This window comes from Roseovarius sp. S88, assembly GCF_037023735.1.
In the GTDB taxonomy this organism is placed as follows: Bacteria; Pseudomonadota; Alphaproteobacteria; order Rhodobacterales; family Rhodobacteraceae; genus Roseovarius; species Roseovarius phycicola.
In genome coordinates, this window is sequence record NZ_CP146069.1 from 1006353 (window position 1) to 1021000 (window position 14648).

Consider the following 14648-nt stretch of genomic DNA (forward strand, 5'->3'; position numbering starts at 1 on the left):
TCGGCCAGAAACAATGAAACGTTAGGATTGAAACGCCACATGGCTCAAAACGCATCTATGGAGGAGTTCGAGGCCCTTCTGAACGAAAGTCTCGAAATGGACACGCCCCAAGAGGGCACAGTTGTCAAAGGCAAAGTCATCGCTGTTGAAGCGGGACAGGCCATCATCGACGTCGGCTACAAAATGGAAGGCCGCGTTGATCTCAAAGAATTCGCAAATCCCGGAGAGGCCCCTGAGATCGCCGTTGGCGACGAGGTTGAAGTGTTCCTTCGCTCTGCAGAAAACGCGCGCGGCGAAGCGGTGATCAGCCGTGAAATGGCGCGCCGCGAGGAAGCCTGGGATCGTTTGGAAAAAGCCTATGCCGACGAAGAGCGTGTGGAAGGCGCAATCTTTGGTCGTGTCAAAGGTGGCTTTACCGTGGACCTTGGCGGCGCTGTTGCGTTCTTGCCTGGCTCTCAGGTCGATGTGCGCCCCGTACGAGACGCTGGCCCGTTGATGGGTCTCAAGCAGCCATTCCAGGTTTTGAAGATGGATCGTCGCCGGGGCAACATCGTTGTGTCACGCCGTGCCATCCTCGAAGAAAGCCGTGCCGAACAGCGCGCCGAAGTCATTGGCAATTTGACCGAAGGTCAGGCCGTAGAGGGTGTCGTCAAGAACATCACCGAATACGGGGCCTTTGTGGATCTGGGTGGCGTCGACGGCCTCTTGCATGTCACCGATATGGCTTGGCGCCGGGTCAACCACCCAAGCGAGATCCTCAACATTGGCGAAACCGTCAATGTGCAGGTCATCAAGATCAACAAAGACACGCACCGCATCTCCTTGGGCATGAAGCAGTTGCAGGAAGATCCATGGGATCTGGTGGCCGCCAAGTACCCGCTGGAAAGCACCCATACGGGTCGTGTGACCAACATCACCGATTACGGTGCCTTTGTTGAGCTGGAGCCGGGTGTTGAAGGTCTTGTGCACGTCTCTGAGATGTCCTGGACCAAGAAGAACGTGCATCCGGGCAAGATCGTGTCGACCTCTCAGGAAGTCGAAGTCATGGTTCTGGAAATCGACGGAACCAAGCGCCGCGTGTCTCTGGGCCTCAAACAGACCATGCGCAACCCATGGGAAGTGTTTGCAGAAACACATCCTGAGGGCAAAGAGGTCGAAGGCGAAGTTAAGAACATTACCGAATTCGGTCTGTTCATCGGCCTCGAAGGCGACATCGACGGCATGGTTCACCTCAGCGATCTAAGCTGGGACGAGCGCGGCGAAGAGGCCATCCAGAGCTACAAGAAGGGCGATATCGTTCAGGCGGTTGTCTCGGAAGTGGATGTCGAGAAAGAACGCATCTCTCTCTCGATCAAAGCGCTGGGCGGTGACAAATTCGCTGACGCCGTGGGTGGCGTAAAACGTGGCTCGATCGTGACCGTAGAGGTGACAGCCATCGAAGATGGTGGAGTTGAAGTGGAATATGAAGGCATGAAATCCTTTATCCGCCGCTCCGACCTGTCGCGTGATCGCGCCGAACAGCGCCCTGACCGATTCTCGGTTGGCGACAAGATTGACGTCCGCGTCACCAATGTCGACAGCAAAACGCGCCGTCTGGGTCTGTCGATCAAGGCGCGCGAAATCGCCGAAGAAAAAGAAGCCGTACAACAGTATGGAAGCTCGGATTCAGGCGCGTCGCTGGGCGACATTCTCGGCGCTGCTCTGAAGGGCGACGAAGAGAAGTAGGCCACTCCGGCTTAAGAATGAAAAAGGCCCTGCCAAATGGTGGGGCCTTTTGCGTTTTGGTAGCCCGTGACATCCCGCAACATGGTCGCGAAATAGTGCGACCAAGTCAGCATTCGCATCGCTGTTTCTTGTCATTTCTCATCCGAATCAATGGCTTTGCTGCATTGCAAAACAAGGGTGCGACATCCCGCCGCGTCTCAGTTTTCACGAAAATGGGAGCGATTTTCCGCGTGATTGCGAAAAAACTGCCACTTAAACCCGTCAAACCGCTTGGCTTTCCATTTCCCGCACGGCCATTTTCAATCTATACTTTTGAAAGCGATGTACTGCGCTGCTGCTGTGACCGACACAATTGGGGGACCCGATGATCCGATCCGAACTTATTCAAAAGATCGCAGACGAAAACCCACATCTTTACCAGCGCGATGTCGAGCGGATCGTGAACACCTTCTTCAATGAGATCACCGGCGCCATGGCCAATGGCAACCGGGTTGAGCTTCGCGGTTTCGGTGCCTTCTCGGTGAAAAAGCGCGATGCCCGCACAGGCCGCAATCCTCGCACTGGCGAATCTGTCCCGGTCGAGGAAAAACACGTCCCCTTCTTTAAGGCCGGCAAGCTGCTGCGCGAACGGCTGAACGGGAAAGCGTAATGCGTTACATTCGGTATGCGTCCATCGCCACCTTTGGGCTGGCGCTGATTTTGATTGCTTTGGCCAATCGCCAGATGGTTGAACTTCAAGTTCTTCCCAAAGAATTGGCCGGGCTGGCCGCGTTGAATCCGACCTATCAGTTGCCGCTTTTCGTGGTCATCTTCGGCGGCATTCTGGCCGGCCTTATCGTCGGCTTTATCTGGGAATGGATTCGCGAAGCCGGTGAACGCGCCGCCGCCGCGCGTCAGGCCCGTGAGATGGCCAGCCTGCGTGCCGAAGTCGCACGCCTCAAGGGCGAAAAACACGAAGGCAAAGACGAGGTGCTTGCGCTGCTCGAACAGGCCAGCTAAGCCGCGGCCATGCCAAAGGACATCAAAGTTAAGCTGTGCGGGCTGACCCGGCCCGAAGACGTTGCCGTGGCCGCAGAGGCGGGCGCGGCCTATGTGGGCTTTGTGTTTTTCCCAAAATCACCGCGCTACGTTTCCTTGCCCCAAGCGCGTAATATGGCGCTGTCTGCACCGATTGGACTTGCCAAAGTCGCCCTTGTGGTCAACGCCGACAACGCAACCCTCGACTCTCTGACCGATCAGGTGCCGCTGGACATGTTGCAGCTTCACGGCCATGAAAGCCCCGACCGCGTGCTCGAAGTGAAAAAACGCTACGGATTGCCTGTGATGAAGGCCGTGGGTGTGGCGGATGAAACCGACCTGGCTGCGATTGACACCTATAGTGAGGTGGCGGATCAGATTCTCCTGGACACGAAACCGCCCAAAGATGCGACCCGGCCCGGTGGCAATGCAGTGGCGTTTGATTGGAACTTGATCGCCGGGCGGCGGTGGAGCGTGCCGTGGATGCTCGCCGGTGGGTTGACCGTCGACAACGTCGCCGAGGCCATCCAGCGCACGGGCGCGAACCAGCTTGATTTGTCTTCGGCTTTGGAAAGTGCGCCGGGTGTGAAAGATCACGCAAAGATGCGCGCCTTCGTCAAAGCCGCACTCGCATGATCACCTTTCGCAAAGCGACAGAGGCTGACGTTCCCGCGGTGTTGGCCTTGCTGCAGGACGACATGCTGGGGCAAGCGCGCGAGGGCGCCGATCTGGATCACTACCAGGCGGCATTTGCCAGGATGCAGGACGAAGGCAACAACCACCTCATCGTTGGAGAAGGCCCGAACGCTCGCGTCATCGCCACCTACCAGATCACCTTCATCAGTGGCTTGTCTCTACGCGCCGCACGCCGCGCCCAGATCGAAAGCGTCCGTGTGGCCAGCGACTTGCGCGGGCAGGGGATTGGCGAAGAGATGGTGAGGGACATGATCGCTCGCGCGCGTGCTGCCGAATGCAGCCTCGTACAACTGACGATGAATACCACCCGCACCAACACCCACCGCTTTTATGAACGTATGGGCTTTGTTGCGTCACATACCGGCTTCAAACTGGCGCTCGGCTAACCTGCCCACTGTGCGCAAGACGCGTCCGACACGCCGGTCTGTCGCATCCAGCCGCCACTTTTCAGAGAGGTCCAATTGGCGGTGTGCGTGGTGACATAGCTCCATCCGCCTCGGCCGAAATGCGAATAGAGGATGTAATCGCCCGGCTCGACCCGCCCGATCACCGCCGAGCTGTTGTCATGACCCGCATGTAACGGAACGACCGGTCCCAGCCAGCCAAGACACCCTGATTCAAACTCATCCCGGATAGGCAAATCGCGCAACTGCCGCCGGATCGCAGCGTCAATCAGGCGAAGGCCTGTCCTCCCGGTGTCGACCTGGCAGCCATGCTGCGCCTCAAGCGCGCGGATCTCATCAACGATGCGCTTTTGATCCGGCGGAATGCTCACTGACGTTCCGATGCAATTGCTGTTGTCGAAAACTGCCTGGCCCAGGGTCGAGCCAAAACAGTACCCTGCCCGGTCAAAGATCAGATTTCGAGTAAACCAGACATCCTCACAGGCCTCATTGGCAGAAGCACTGCTGGCAACAAAAGCGAGGAGAAGCAGGACAAGGCGCATGACCTCATTCTGCCGCGCCCTTGGCCCTGCGCCAAGGGATAACTGCAAAGTCACGGGTGCCTTTTCGCTGGAAAATCCCCAAACCGTCCCATATTCAGTTGCGGGTGAGACAAGGGACACGCGCGATGAATGATCTGTTCAATTCTTTCATGACCGGACCGGACGAGAAAGGCCGCTTTGGCCAGTTTGGCGGGCGGTTTGTTTCAGAAACACTGATGCCACTCATCCTTGAGCTGGAAAAACAGTATGAGTTTGCCAAGACGGATCAGTCCTTCTGGGACGAGATGGATCATCTGTGGAAACATTACGTGGGCCGTCCCAGCCCGCTTTACTTTGCCGAAGGCATGACCGAGCGGCTGGGTGGGGCAAAGATCTATCTCAAGCGCGATGAACTCAACCACACCGGCGCGCACAAGATCAACAATGTGCTGGGTCAGATTTTGCTGGCGCGGCGTATGGGCAAAACCCGGATCATCGCCGAAACCGGCGCCGGGCAGCACGGAGTGGCCACCGCCACGGTCTGCGCCAAGTTCGGGCTGAAATGCGTGGTTTATATGGGCGCGCATGATGTGGAGCGCCAAAAGCCCAACGTCTTCCGCATGCGCCTTTTGGGGGCCGAAGTGGTGCCGGTGACGTCTGGCCGGGGCACACTCAAGGATGCCATGAACGACGCCCTGCGCGATTGGGTCACCAATGTGCGCGACACGTTCTACTGCATCGGCACGGTGGCCGGGCCGCACCCATACCCGGCCATGGTTCGTGATTTCCAACAGATCATCGGCAAAGAGGCCAAAGCACAGATGCAAGAGGCCGAGGGCCGTCTGCCCGATACGATCATCGCTGCCATCGGGGGTGGATCGAATGCGATGGGGCTTTTCTACCCGTTTCTCGATGACAAAGAGGTGCAGATTATCGGTGTTGAGGCCGGTGGTAAAGGCGTGAACCAGAAGATGGAGCATTGCGCCTCTCTGACCGGTGGTCGCCCTGGTGTGCTGCATGGTAACCGCACTTATCTCTTGCAGGATGACGATGGCCAGATTTTGGAGGGTTACTCGATCTCCGCCGGTCTCGATTACCCCGGAATCGGCCCCGAGCACAGCTGGCTGCATGACATTGGCCGTGCCGAATATGTCTCGATCACCGATAAAGAGGCGCTGGAGGCGTTCAAGTTCTCCTGCGAGACCGAGGGCATCATCCCCGCGCTTGAGCCGTGCCATGCGCTGGCCCATGTGATGAAAATCGCACCAGACCTGCCCGCCGATCACATCATCTGCATGAACATGTGCGGGCGCGGCGACAAAGACATCTTCACCGTCGCGCGTCATCTGGGTTTTGAGATGGACGAACGGGAGTAGGGGAGGCGTAGTCCCGGACGTGATCCGGGACCTCCTCGTTCATACGCGCCAAGAGGTCCCGGCGCGAAGGCCGGGACTGCGGCCAAAATTTGTTGCGTGAAGGCGCGGAGAACGCAGCTCCCAAACAAGCTTCATCCAGTCAGCCTTTCCAAATATTACCCAACCTCGCAATATTGTTGCGCAAAGATCACGACTGTTTTGGGCGGGTACATGAACCCATAGGGCGACTCACTGTGTTGGCGCTATCACCTGCCTCCCGATCAGACGGATCGGACCCTAGCGGGATGAGGTTTTGATCCTCACTCGGTGCGGGCGGCCCTGCCGAACCCCGTATGCCAGGGCCGCGAAGAACGATCAGGGGTTGGCTTAAGGTGCCAATGCAAATGTAGCTCATTTGGTTAGAGCACTCGACTGTTAATCGAGGTGTAGCAGGTTCGATTCCTGCCATTTCACCATGGGAAAAAGATCGAGAGATCTTGGGGTTCGACTCCCCTCACGCCGTAGAAAAACGGCTCCAAATTTGGTCCGGGGTTGCCTCAGCAGAGGTGGCCCGGAGGGGTTTCTTTGTCCTCGGGCGAAAGGGATCACAAAGGATCGCCGCTGCTCTGGTTTTGTGCCGGAGCGGGGATGATGGTGGCATCGTGCACCTTCCCGTAAGCCGGGGTTAACCCCGGCCTACGCGCTGGTCGCACCATGCGCCCGCTCGCTCAACTCCCGCGCGGGATCATGGCGCGGGGCGGCCTCGGGCCTCTCATTCCGCTTGCTGAGATGCAGGCATAAACACCTGTGACCATTCCGGTCCAACACATTGAAAATCAAAAGGAGTTATCGCTTTGCGACGACGATAGGACAAGACGAAAAGGAGACGAAAGATGACTCATATACTGACCCGAACACTGGACCGGCTGACCGGTCATGACCGTGTTACGCTAATGGAAACCGAGCGGATGCTCGTGCTGACCAAAGGCCGGATCACTGCCATTCTTGGACCGGGCGAGCATCGCCTGAAAACCCGCGACACCGTGCGCGAGGTTCACAATATCGAGCGTCTCCGTTTCACCTCGCCCTATGCGCGTGTGTTGTTTCGGGAGCGTCCCGATCTGGCCGAGGCGCACCTGACCGAGGTCCGTGCCGAGGCCGATGAAGTGGCCGTGATCCTGCGCGAAGGTGTACCTTACGAGGTGCTCCTGCCGGACACGCGGCTGGTTCTGTGGGCGGTTGCTGGCCCCTGGACGGTTGAGCGTCATGCGCTCACCGACACGCTGGCACTGCCGACAGCTTTGGCGCGGCGTCTGACGCGCACAGGTCTGACCACGGTCTTCAACGCCACGGAAGTGGCTGAGGGACATGTGGGCATGCTCACCGTGGATGGTGTGCTTATGGGCCGGCTTGATCCGGGCACGCACGCCTTCTGGAAAGTGGGCCGGCACGTCGCGGTCAAGCAGGTCGATCTGCGGACACAGGCCCATGAGGTCACCGGTCAGGAAATCCTGACCAAAGACCGGGTCACGATCCGGGTGAATCTGACCGCGGATTACCGGGTCACCGACCCCGAACGCGCGGTTGGTGCGGTCAAGGACTTCGAAGAAGCCCTACACCGTGCGCTGCAACTGGCGTTTCGGAAAACCCTGGGTGCGCTGACACTTGACCGGCTTCTGGCCGAGAAAGTGACGGTCGACGCCGAGGCGGCGAAAACGGTACGTGCTGAAATGGCGCGGATCGGGATCGAGGTGGGTGAGATCGCTCTGAAAGACGTGATCCTGCCCGGTGAGATGCGCGAGATCCTGACAGCCGTGGTTGCGGCTGAGAAGGAAGCAGAGGCCAACGTCATCCGGCGTCGGGAAGAAACGAACGCAACGCGTTCGCTTCTGAACACCGCCAAAGTGATGGCCGAGAACCCTGTGATGCTGCGGCTCAAAGAACTTGAGGCGCTGGAAACCATCGCGGGCAAGGTCGAACGGCTGACGGTCCACAACGGTACCGAAGGTCTGATGACTGATCTCGTGCGCCTGCGCGACTAAGCCAAGGCCCGGCCCGGGGGACACCTCGGGCCGGGGTTTCCTTTGGTTTTGCGTTCGGGTCTAAGTACTCGGATTGCTGAATTGTTTCATTAAATGCAACAATTTGTTCCAGTTTGGAAAGGTCAGGACATTGAGAAATGTGGCGAAATTGTGGTAGGATTCAAAAATACGTGTAGTGCTTGGGTAAAAAGTCAAAATATACAGTGGGTTAGATAAGGAATGAGGGAACGGTTCATGTTGAAAATTTTTTACAGAATTCCGGTAATTCTAGGTGCCCTTGTCGTGTCGATAGGGATGATTTCCGCGCCAGCGTCTGCCACGACCTGTGGCGCTGTGGATTACTTCGGAACACAAGGTGGAATGTTTTTGGGCACGCCCGAGGGATGTGGCGTTGGGAACGACAAAGGTGCGCAAGGCTACGGCACGCTAAATGGTTGGACCCTTGGAGAGTCAGTCGGCGAAAACCCTGAGGGCGATGGCAAGATCGACTTGACGGTAACTGGCCAGGATTGGTCAATTACTAACACAGGAGGTTTCAAGCACCTCGCTCTGGCAATAAAACAAGCTAAATCCTACGCGTTCTTTGTACTCGACTTGAATAAAGCTCTGTCTGGTACATGGGGCACAGAAGGTCCCGCTAGTACAATCAATGGCTTCTCGCACATAAGTGCGTGGTACAAGGGTGACGGCACACCGCCACCGCCTCCACCCCCATCGAATGTGCCGCTTCCCGCTGCGGCGTGGATGCTGCTTGCAGCGCTTGGAAGCCTCGTGGTGTTTCGTAAAAAGAGCGCCTGAAACAGAACGCTATATAACCTGAAAGGCTGCTTACCTAAGTGGCCTTTTCTCGTTTTCAGGCTTTGAACATGTCATCCACTGTCACCTGAAGTGCGGTGGCCAACGCGTTTGTCTGACTTGCCATCCCGATCACAGACAAAAGCTCGCCATGCTGTGCCTCCGTCATCCCCTTGGCCTTGGCTGCCGCCGTGTGAGAATGCGCGCAATACTCACATGCGTTCGCAACAGACACCGCGATATAGATCATTTCCTTGGTCAACGGATCAATCTCACCCGATCCCATGACGAGTTTCAACCGCTCCCACGTGGCTTTGAGCAATGCCGGATCATGGGCCAGAGCACGCCAGAAATTGTTGATGAAATCCCCACCCCGCGTGGTGCGAATATCGTCAAACACAGCGCGCACCTCTGGAGTGGCCTCTTCGTCGGAAATCAGTGTAACCGTTGCCATTCTTATCCCTGAGCCTCCGCCGCATGTTGTTTGAGAACCTCTAAGGGAACAATATCCAACGCCCGCGCATGCGTCGCTTCAAGCCGCACCTTCGGGGCGCATCCTTCGTCATGGGCTTGCAAGAAGCGTGAGGCACACAGGCACCACTGATCTCCGGGGTTCAAGCCAGAAAATCCAAACTCTGGCCGCGGCGTGCTGAGGTCGTTGCCGACATATTTGGAGAACGCCAGAAACTCGGCCGTCATCAAGGCGCAGACTGTGTGACTGCCGCGATCCTCAGCGCAGGTGTTGCAATGGCCATCGCGGAAAAAGCCGGTCTTTGGGTCATTGCTACACAACTCCAGCCGACCCCCCAGCACGTTGACGGATGTGTCCATTTTCATCGCCATGATTTCAGACCTCGTGCAGCACGGTTTCAAAGCCCTCAAATTGTGGCGGTCCCATCAACGCATCCTGCGTTTTGGACCGCCCCGCATCCTTGTGCGCGTCGCGGAAATTCTGCGACTTGGTCCAGGCTTCGAAATCAGCGCGACTGGCCCACACCACGTGACTCGAGTAAAGGCAGAACCCGTCTCCTTCTGGCCCCTTAAGAAGACGAAACTCCTGAAACCCGCGCGTTTCTTTCAACCGGCTTTCCCGAGATCGCCACATCTCTTCAAACTGCGCCTCAGCGCCGGTTTTCACCTGAAACCGGTTCATTGCGATGTAGCTCATGATCAATGGTCCGCGCTTTGCTTGTGCAGGTCTATCCTGCACAAACCACCTCAGCGCGGCAAGGTATGAAAGCTTTTAGAGCGTATCGGCAATCTTGTAAAAAACACTGAGGTTGGCCTCATGCGTGCCTGCCTCATAAAATTTGCGATCCGCCGCTGTCGCAACAATCACAAGGTCCTTGGTTTGGTCCACATAGATATACTGCCCGTAAATGCCGTGGGCCATGAACTGACCAGGCTCTGCGTTGGGTGGCACCCACCAGTGGAACCCATACCCAAGTTCACCAGGTGATGTCGGTGCTTGGGGTGTCGTGGACAATGCAACCCAATCCTTGGGAACAACCTGTATGTCCGTCAGTTGCCCCATTTGCGCATACATGAGCCCAAACCGGCCAAAATCGCGTGTTGTTTTATTGAGTCCACCCGGGGCAAACGCGATGCCGCCACTATCGGCCAGAACATAGGGTTCAGTTTCCAAACCCATCGGCTCTATGAGTTTTTCAGACAGCAGCTCTGTCATCGTTTTCCCGGTTGCTGCCCGCAGTACCATCGACAAAACATGCGCATCAATCGACACGTAAAGCCAGTCATCGCCTGGCGCACCGCGCTTATCAAAAAGGCTCGCAGCAAAGTCATCCATGGTCCCGCCCAAGGCAAGTTCACGCCCCATGCGGTTGATGTCTGACTCGTAGTCCAGATAATCCTCGTTGAACGCAACTCCGCTTGTCATCTGCAACAGATCAACAATCTTTGCGCCGTCATAAGCCGTACCCTTGAGCGCCGGAAGATACTGCACAACCGTATCATCGAGCGACCCGATCGCACCCTCATCAAGCAAGATGCCGGTCAGGGCAGAAACATAAGGCTTGGAGAGCGCCCAACCGATCCGCAGATCATCTTCCATCGTGTCCAGATGATAGCTTTCGTGAACGATCTGGCCTTTGTGCAAGACAAGAAAGGATGTCACGGCGCGCTCTTCGATCCATGCGGTCACATCATCATTGAGAGCAAGTGCCGGTCCTTTTGGCAACGCAGAGACAGGCATATCTCCCCGAGCAACAGGTTGAGACCGAAAAGCTTGGTTCAGAGATGAGAAATTTTTGACGATTTTGTCTTCTTCAAAAAGAGTGTTCACTGCCACCAGGCGGTAGATCTCTTCTCGCATGAGGACCCCGGCCAACAAGGCCGCCAGCACTGCAAAAACCGATAATCTTCTAACCCATTTCAGGAACGCTTGCACAACTGTGCTCCTCCGTTAAACACACAAACTCGCCTTTGACGAGTAAAAACAATCTTCTATCTATCTGAACTTGTCGACCAGTTTCTGCAAGGGTGAACGTGTGTCCTCAACGGGATTTGATGCAGCGGTGTGTTCTTCGTGTTGCGCTTTGGCGGCTGGTTTCGGCTTGGATGTTGAAGACTGCGGCGGCGACGTTTTCTGAGCCACGGCATTGAGAAACCTGTCATGCCGTCCTTGAGCCAGCTCCGCCGCACCATTCGACACGCCCTCCAAAAGAGCCTCCCGCCACGGCTGATCCGCCTTGGCAAAGTCTTGCAGAACATAGCGCGCCACGAGGTCTTTTTGCCCCGGATGTCCAATGCCCAACCGAACCCGGCGATAGTTTTCACCAATATGCTGATGGATCGACCGCAATCCGTTATGCCCTGCATGCCCTCCGCCTTGCTTTACCCGGCACTTTCCGGGGGCAAGATCGAGCTCATCATGAAACACGGTCACATCCTCCGGGGCCAGCTTGTAAAACCGTATGGACTCACCAACCGATTGACCCGACAGGTTCATGAATGTTTCCGGTTGCAACAGCAATACCTTCTCAGTCCCAAGACGCCCTTCGGACACGCGCCCCTGAAATTTGGATTTCCAGGGCCCAAACCCATGATCCTCGGCCAGGCGCTCCACGGCCATGAAGCCGATATTGTGCCTGTTTTTGGCGTATTTTTCGCCCGGATTCCCCAAGCCTACAAAAAGCAGCATTGCCGTTGTCCTGAATTTGGTAAGGATGGTCTACGCTGCGGGCGTGTTTGAATCAACAAACCTGCTCGGCAAGGTGACGAGAGCAGGGGTGTTGCATGGCAGAGTATGAGATTGATGGACTAACCCTGCATGTCCCGGGTCATATGCTCAATGATCGGATTGCGGGCAAGCTTGTCTCGGGTGGCTATGAGGCGCATGAGGCACGCGCGGTACGGATGCGCGTCAAACCGGGGCAGCGCGTGCTCGAGTTGGGTGCGGGTCTTGGCTATGTCAGCGCAGTCGCGGCACGCACCTCGGGGCCTGAAAACGTCGTTTCAGTTGAGGCCAACCCGGCGCTTCTGCCGGTGATCGAGCGTAATCTCAAGCTCAATGGCTTTGCAAAGCTGCGCCTCATGCACGGGGCGGTTGTCGGACAAACGCAGGATATTGAGGATCTGGGGTTTGACCCCAAGAAAGCCTTTTGGGCCGGACGTATTGCCGATGACACAAGCAATCCAGAGGACATTGTCTCTGTGCCCGTATTGGCGCTGCCCAAGCTGCTGGAAGAATTCAAATCACAGGTCGTGATCATGGATGTCGAAGGGGCAGAGCGATTTTTGTTCGACGCGGCCTGGCCCGAACATGTGCTCACCGTGATCATGGAACTGCACCCCAAGCAATATCCGGACACGGTGATCAAACAGATCGTCGATTGCATGTCGACCTCTGGGCTCACATACGATCCCGGCCCCTCTCGCGGCCGCATCCTGTGCTTTCGGCGGGTGCGCGGCATATAAAAAACGCGAAGGCCTATGGCACTCCGCGTTTCTTAGATCCATGTAGGCTTAAGACCCGAAGACTACTCTTCCGCGGCGGCCTCTTCTTCAGCGGGCGCCTCTGCGGCTTCTGTGGCTTCGCCGTCTTCGTCCTCTGCGTTTTCATCAGATTTCAGCGCCGACGGGGCAGAGATGTTGCAGATCACGAAGTCCCGATCAATCGTCGGCTTGGCGCCTTCTGGCAACTCAATCTGGCTGATGGTCACGTTGTCACCAACATTCAGACCTTCAAGGCTCACGGTCACGCTTTCCGGGATATCACCGGCCGTCACCATCAGCTCGATCTCGTTACGAACAACGGTCAGTACACCGCCTTTGCGGATGCCGGGACAATCGTCTTCGCCGACAAAATCAACCGTGATGAAGAGGTTGATCTTGGTGGTCCGGCGCAACCGCATCAGATCGAGATGCGTCGGCAGGTCCTTGACCACATCGCGCTGCACATCGCGGCAGATCACGCGCACATCGTCATGACCATCTACTTTGAGGTTGAACAAGGTCGACTTAAACCGCCCGGCCTTGAGCTTTTTCAGAAGCTCATTGAACGGAATGTTGATCGGAAGCGGATCAGTGTCGCCCCCAAAAACGATCCCCGGAACCATGCCCTCGCGGCGTGCTGCACGAGCGGCGCCCTTGCCCGTCCCCGTGCGTTCCTGGGCGTGAAGATCAGGAATTTCTCCAGCCATATGTATTCTCCATATCTAGGGCGGGGCTCCTCCAAGGCTGTAGCCCCAACGTGAAGCCGCGCGTATAGACCGGATTGGGCAGGTTGGGAAGCGGAATCTACACCTTATGACACAGCGCTCATGTTCAGCGCTGGATTACGAGTATTTGAAGAACGATGAAGCTGCATATGCTTTGGCTTTCACTGTTCCAAAAATACTCAAATCAGGCCATCCAGTCACCTGTGAAACCCTTTGGAATCATCAAGATATCCCGATCAACCTTGGTGATGTCTGTGTGCCCACAAAACGCCATGGAGATATCAAGCTCTTTGTGAATGACCTCCAGCGCCTTGGTCACGCCCGCCTCACCCATAGCCCCCAGACCGTAAACATAAGCGCGCCCGATATAGGTGCCCTTGGCGCCCAGGGCGATGGCTTTCAATACGTCCTGGCCAGTGCGGATACCACTGTCGAGATGCACTTCGATCTTGTCGCCCACCGCATCCATGATATCGGGCAGGGCGCGAATGGCTGAAAGCGCGCCGTCCAACTGCCGCCCGCCATGGTTGGAAACGATGATCGCATCGGCCCCGACATTGAGCGCCTCTTTGGCATCGCGCGCATCAATAATGCCTTTGATAATGAGCGGCCCGTCCCACATCTTGCGAAACTGGCGGATGCGATCCCAATTGAGCGCTTCGTCAAACGCTTCCGCTGTCCAGGAGCTTAGTGAAGAAGGGTCGGTCACACCGCTCGCATGACCCACGATATTGCCAAAGAACCGCCGTTTCGTGCCCAGCATGCCCAGGCCCCATTGCACCTTTGTCATCATGTTGGCGATGGATTTCATCGTTAGTTTTGGTGGTGCGCTCAGCCCGTTCTTGAGGTCCTTATGGCGCTGACCAAGAACCTGCAAGTCCACCGTAATCACTGCTGCTGAGCATTTGGCGTCCTTCGCTCGGTCAAACAGCCGCTGCATGAAATCATCATCCTTGAGTGTGTAGACCTGCATCCAGAACGGCTTTGTGGTGTTCTCGGCCACATCCTCAATCGAACAGATCGACATGGTGGACAGCGTAAACGGCACACCAAAGTTTTCAGCCGCCCGTGCCGCTTTGATTTCGCCATCGGCATGTTGCATCCCTGTCAGCCCGACAGGTGCCAGCGCCACGGGCATGGACACATCCTGTCCAATCATCTGCGTGGCGGTTGAACGGTTAGACATGTCGACCGCAATCCGCTGCCGCAGGTAGATGTCCTGAAAATCCGATGTGTTCTCGCGGAATGTCTGCTCGGTCCAGCTGCCGCTTTCGGCATAGTCGTAAAACATCCGTGGGACCCGGCGCTCATAGATGCGTTTGAGGTCGGCGATCGAGGTGATGACGGGCATGGCCATGTTCCAGTATTGGTAAAGTTTTTTTACCAATATCGAAATAAATGTTCTTTGTCTATG

17 protein-coding genes and 1 tRNA gene are annotated in these 14648 nt (G+C 56.6%); 10 read left to right on the forward strand and 8 right to left on the reverse strand.

The window, feature by feature from the left end:
• Positions 1 to 39 precede the first annotated feature (39 nt).
• The 5 genes from rpsA (at position 40) to RZ517_RS05200 (ending at position 3824) form a co-directional block, all read left to right on the forward strand.
• Entirely contained in the window at positions 40 to 1725 is a 1686-nt protein-coding gene (rpsA, locus tag RZ517_RS05180) for a 30S ribosomal protein S1 (RefSeq protein WP_338550398.1), read from the forward strand.
• Between the two features lie 364 nt (positions 1726 to 2089).
• A complete protein-coding gene (ihfB, locus tag RZ517_RS05185) occupies positions 2090 to 2374 on the forward strand; it encodes an integration host factor subunit beta (RefSeq protein ID WP_338550399.1) in 285 nt (94 codons plus the stop codon).
• On the forward strand, positions 2374 to 2724 hold the full coding sequence (locus tag RZ517_RS05190) for a DUF1049 domain-containing protein (RefSeq protein ID WP_338550400.1): 351 nt from the start codon (positions 2374 to 2376) through the stop codon (positions 2722 to 2724). Before ihfB ends, RZ517_RS05190 begins: the two co-directional genes overlap by 1 nt.
• 9 nt (positions 2725 to 2733) lie before the next feature.
• The gene (locus tag RZ517_RS05195) at positions 2734 to 3378 is read left to right on the forward strand and encodes a phosphoribosylanthranilate isomerase (RefSeq protein WP_338550401.1); all 645 of its coding nucleotides are present in this window, start codon (positions 2734 to 2736) and stop codon (positions 3376 to 3378) included.
• A complete protein-coding gene (locus RZ517_RS05200; RefSeq protein ID WP_317055395.1) occupies positions 3375 to 3824 on the forward strand; it encodes a GNAT family N-acetyltransferase in 450 nt (149 codons plus the stop codon). The genes RZ517_RS05195 and RZ517_RS05200 overlap by 4 nt, the downstream gene beginning before the upstream one ends.
• Here the strand turns inward: RZ517_RS05200 and RZ517_RS05205 are convergent.
• Positions 3821 to 4384, reverse strand: a complete 564-nt coding sequence (locus RZ517_RS05205; RefSeq protein WP_338550402.1) for a DUF4453 domain-containing protein — start codon at positions 4382 to 4384, stop codon at positions 3821 to 3823. The genes RZ517_RS05200 and RZ517_RS05205 overlap by 4 nt on opposite strands.
• Positions 4385 to 4509: 125 nt before the next feature.
• On the opposite strand from RZ517_RS05205, the gene trpB reads away from it, so the two are divergent.
• The 4 genes from trpB (at position 4510) to RZ517_RS05225 (ending at position 8558) form a co-directional block, all read left to right on the forward strand.
• Entirely contained in the window at positions 4510 to 5739 is a 1230-nt protein-coding gene (gene trpB / locus RZ517_RS05210; RefSeq protein ID WP_338550404.1) for a tryptophan synthase subunit beta, read from the forward strand.
• Positions 5740 to 6118: 379 nt separating this feature from the next.
• Positions 6119 to 6194 (forward strand) — tRNA-Asn (locus RZ517_RS05215).
• Positions 6195 to 6611: 417 nt separating this feature from the next.
• Positions 6612 to 7760 (forward strand): slipin family protein, encoded by a 1149-nt coding sequence (locus RZ517_RS05220; RefSeq protein WP_338550405.1) that lies wholly within the window; start codon positions 6612 to 6614, stop codon positions 7758 to 7760.
• 234 nt (positions 7761 to 7994) lie between these two features.
• Complete coding sequence (locus RZ517_RS05225) at positions 7995 to 8558, forward strand: VPLPA-CTERM sorting domain-containing protein (protein WP_338550406.1); 564 nt, start codon at positions 7995 to 7997, stop codon at positions 8556 to 8558.
• A 55-nt stretch (positions 8559 to 8613) separates the two neighbouring features.
• Here the strand turns inward: RZ517_RS05225 and RZ517_RS05230 are convergent, their stop codons facing one another.
• From RZ517_RS05230 to pth, 5 genes are all read right to left on the reverse strand, one after another.
• Entirely contained in the window at positions 8614 to 9009 is a 396-nt protein-coding gene (locus RZ517_RS05230) for a carboxymuconolactone decarboxylase family protein (RefSeq protein ID WP_338550407.1), read from the reverse strand.
• 2 nt (positions 9010 to 9011) lie between these two features.
• A complete protein-coding gene (locus tag RZ517_RS05235; protein WP_338551114.1) occupies positions 9012 to 9392 on the reverse strand; it encodes a DUF2237 family protein in 381 nt (126 codons plus the stop codon).
• Between the two features lie 10 nt (positions 9393 to 9402).
• Positions 9403 to 9723 carry an antibiotic biosynthesis monooxygenase family protein gene (locus RZ517_RS05240; protein ID WP_338550408.1) on the reverse strand — a complete coding sequence of 107 codons (321 nt, stop codon included), beginning with the start codon at positions 9721 to 9723 and terminating at the stop codon, positions 9403 to 9405.
• Between the two features lie 75 nt (positions 9724 to 9798).
• A complete protein-coding gene (locus RZ517_RS05245; protein WP_422395562.1) occupies positions 9799 to 10962 on the reverse strand; it encodes a serine hydrolase domain-containing protein in 1164 nt (387 codons plus the stop codon).
• Positions 10963 to 11022: 60 nt separating this feature from the next.
• A complete protein-coding gene (gene pth / locus RZ517_RS05250) occupies positions 11023 to 11715 on the reverse strand; it encodes an aminoacyl-tRNA hydrolase (protein ID WP_338550410.1) in 693 nt (230 codons plus the stop codon).
• 95 nt (positions 11716 to 11810) lie between these two features.
• On the opposite strand from pth, the gene RZ517_RS05255 reads away from it, so the two are divergent.
• Positions 11811 to 12491: an FkbM family methyltransferase gene (locus tag RZ517_RS05255; RefSeq protein ID WP_338550411.1), complete on the forward strand. Its 681-nt coding sequence runs from the start codon at positions 11811 to 11813 to the stop codon at positions 12489 to 12491.
• Between the two features lie 62 nt (positions 12492 to 12553).
• Here RZ517_RS05255 and RZ517_RS05260 read toward each other — a convergent pair whose 3' ends face one another.
• Together RZ517_RS05260 and RZ517_RS05265 are read right to left on the reverse strand one after the other, a co-directional pair.
• The gene (locus RZ517_RS05260) at positions 12554 to 13216 is read right to left on the reverse strand and encodes a 50S ribosomal protein L25/general stress protein Ctc (protein ID WP_338550413.1); all 663 of its coding nucleotides are present in this window, start codon (positions 13214 to 13216) and stop codon (positions 12554 to 12556) included.
• A 202-nt stretch (positions 13217 to 13418) separates the two neighbouring features.
• Positions 13419 to 14585 (reverse strand): alpha-hydroxy acid oxidase, encoded by a 1167-nt coding sequence (locus RZ517_RS05265; protein WP_338550414.1) that lies wholly within the window; start codon positions 14583 to 14585, stop codon positions 13419 to 13421.
• Between the last annotated feature and the right edge of the window lie 63 nt (positions 14586 to 14648).

Bases quoted from the DNA above. Each gene is read 5' to 3' on its own strand.
- rpsA (WP_338550398.1), top strand. From the start codon at position 40: ATGGCTCAAAACGCATCTATGGAGGAGTTCGAGGCCCTTCTGAACGAA.
- ihfB (WP_338550399.1), top strand. From the start codon at position 2,090: ATGATCCGATCCGAACTTATTCAAAAGATCGCAGACGAAAACCCACAT.
- RZ517_RS05190 (WP_338550400.1), top strand. From the start codon at position 2,374: ATGCGTTACATTCGGTATGCGTCCATCGCCACCTTTGGGCTGGCGCTG.
- RZ517_RS05195 (WP_338550401.1), top strand. From the start codon at position 2,734: ATGCCAAAGGACATCAAAGTTAAGCTGTGCGGGCTGACCCGGCCCGAA.
- RZ517_RS05200 (WP_317055395.1), top strand. From the start codon at position 3,375: ATGATCACCTTTCGCAAAGCGACAGAGGCTGACGTTCCCGCGGTGTTG.
- RZ517_RS05205 (WP_338550402.1), bottom strand. From the start codon at position 4,384: ATGCGCCTTGTCCTGCTTCTCCTCGCTTTTGTTGCCAGCAGTGCTTCT.
- trpB (WP_338550404.1), top strand. From the start codon at position 4,510: ATGAATGATCTGTTCAATTCTTTCATGACCGGACCGGACGAGAAAGGC.
- RZ517_RS05220 (WP_338550405.1), top strand. From the start codon at position 6,612: ATGACTCATATACTGACCCGAACACTGGACCGGCTGACCGGTCATGAC.
- RZ517_RS05225 (WP_338550406.1), top strand. From the start codon at position 7,995: ATGTTGAAAATTTTTTACAGAATTCCGGTAATTCTAGGTGCCCTTGTC.
- RZ517_RS05230 (WP_338550407.1), bottom strand. From the start codon at position 9,009: ATGGCAACGGTTACACTGATTTCCGACGAAGAGGCCACTCCAGAGGTG.
- RZ517_RS05235 (WP_338551114.1), bottom strand. From the start codon at position 9,392: ATGAAAATGGACACATCCGTCAACGTGCTGGGGGGTCGGCTGGAGTTG.
- RZ517_RS05240 (WP_338550408.1), bottom strand. From the start codon at position 9,723: ATGAGCTACATCGCAATGAACCGGTTTCAGGTGAAAACCGGCGCTGAG.
- pth (WP_338550410.1), bottom strand. From the start codon at position 11,715: ATGCTGCTTTTTGTAGGCTTGGGGAATCCGGGCGAAAAATACGCCAAA.
- RZ517_RS05255 (WP_338550411.1), top strand. From the start codon at position 11,811: ATGGCAGAGTATGAGATTGATGGACTAACCCTGCATGTCCCGGGTCAT.
- RZ517_RS05260 (WP_338550413.1), bottom strand. From the start codon at position 13,216: ATGGCTGGAGAAATTCCTGATCTTCACGCCCAGGAACGCACGGGGACG.
- RZ517_RS05265 (WP_338550414.1), bottom strand. From the start codon at position 14,585: ATGCCCGTCATCACCTCGATCGCCGACCTCAAACGCATCTATGAGCGC.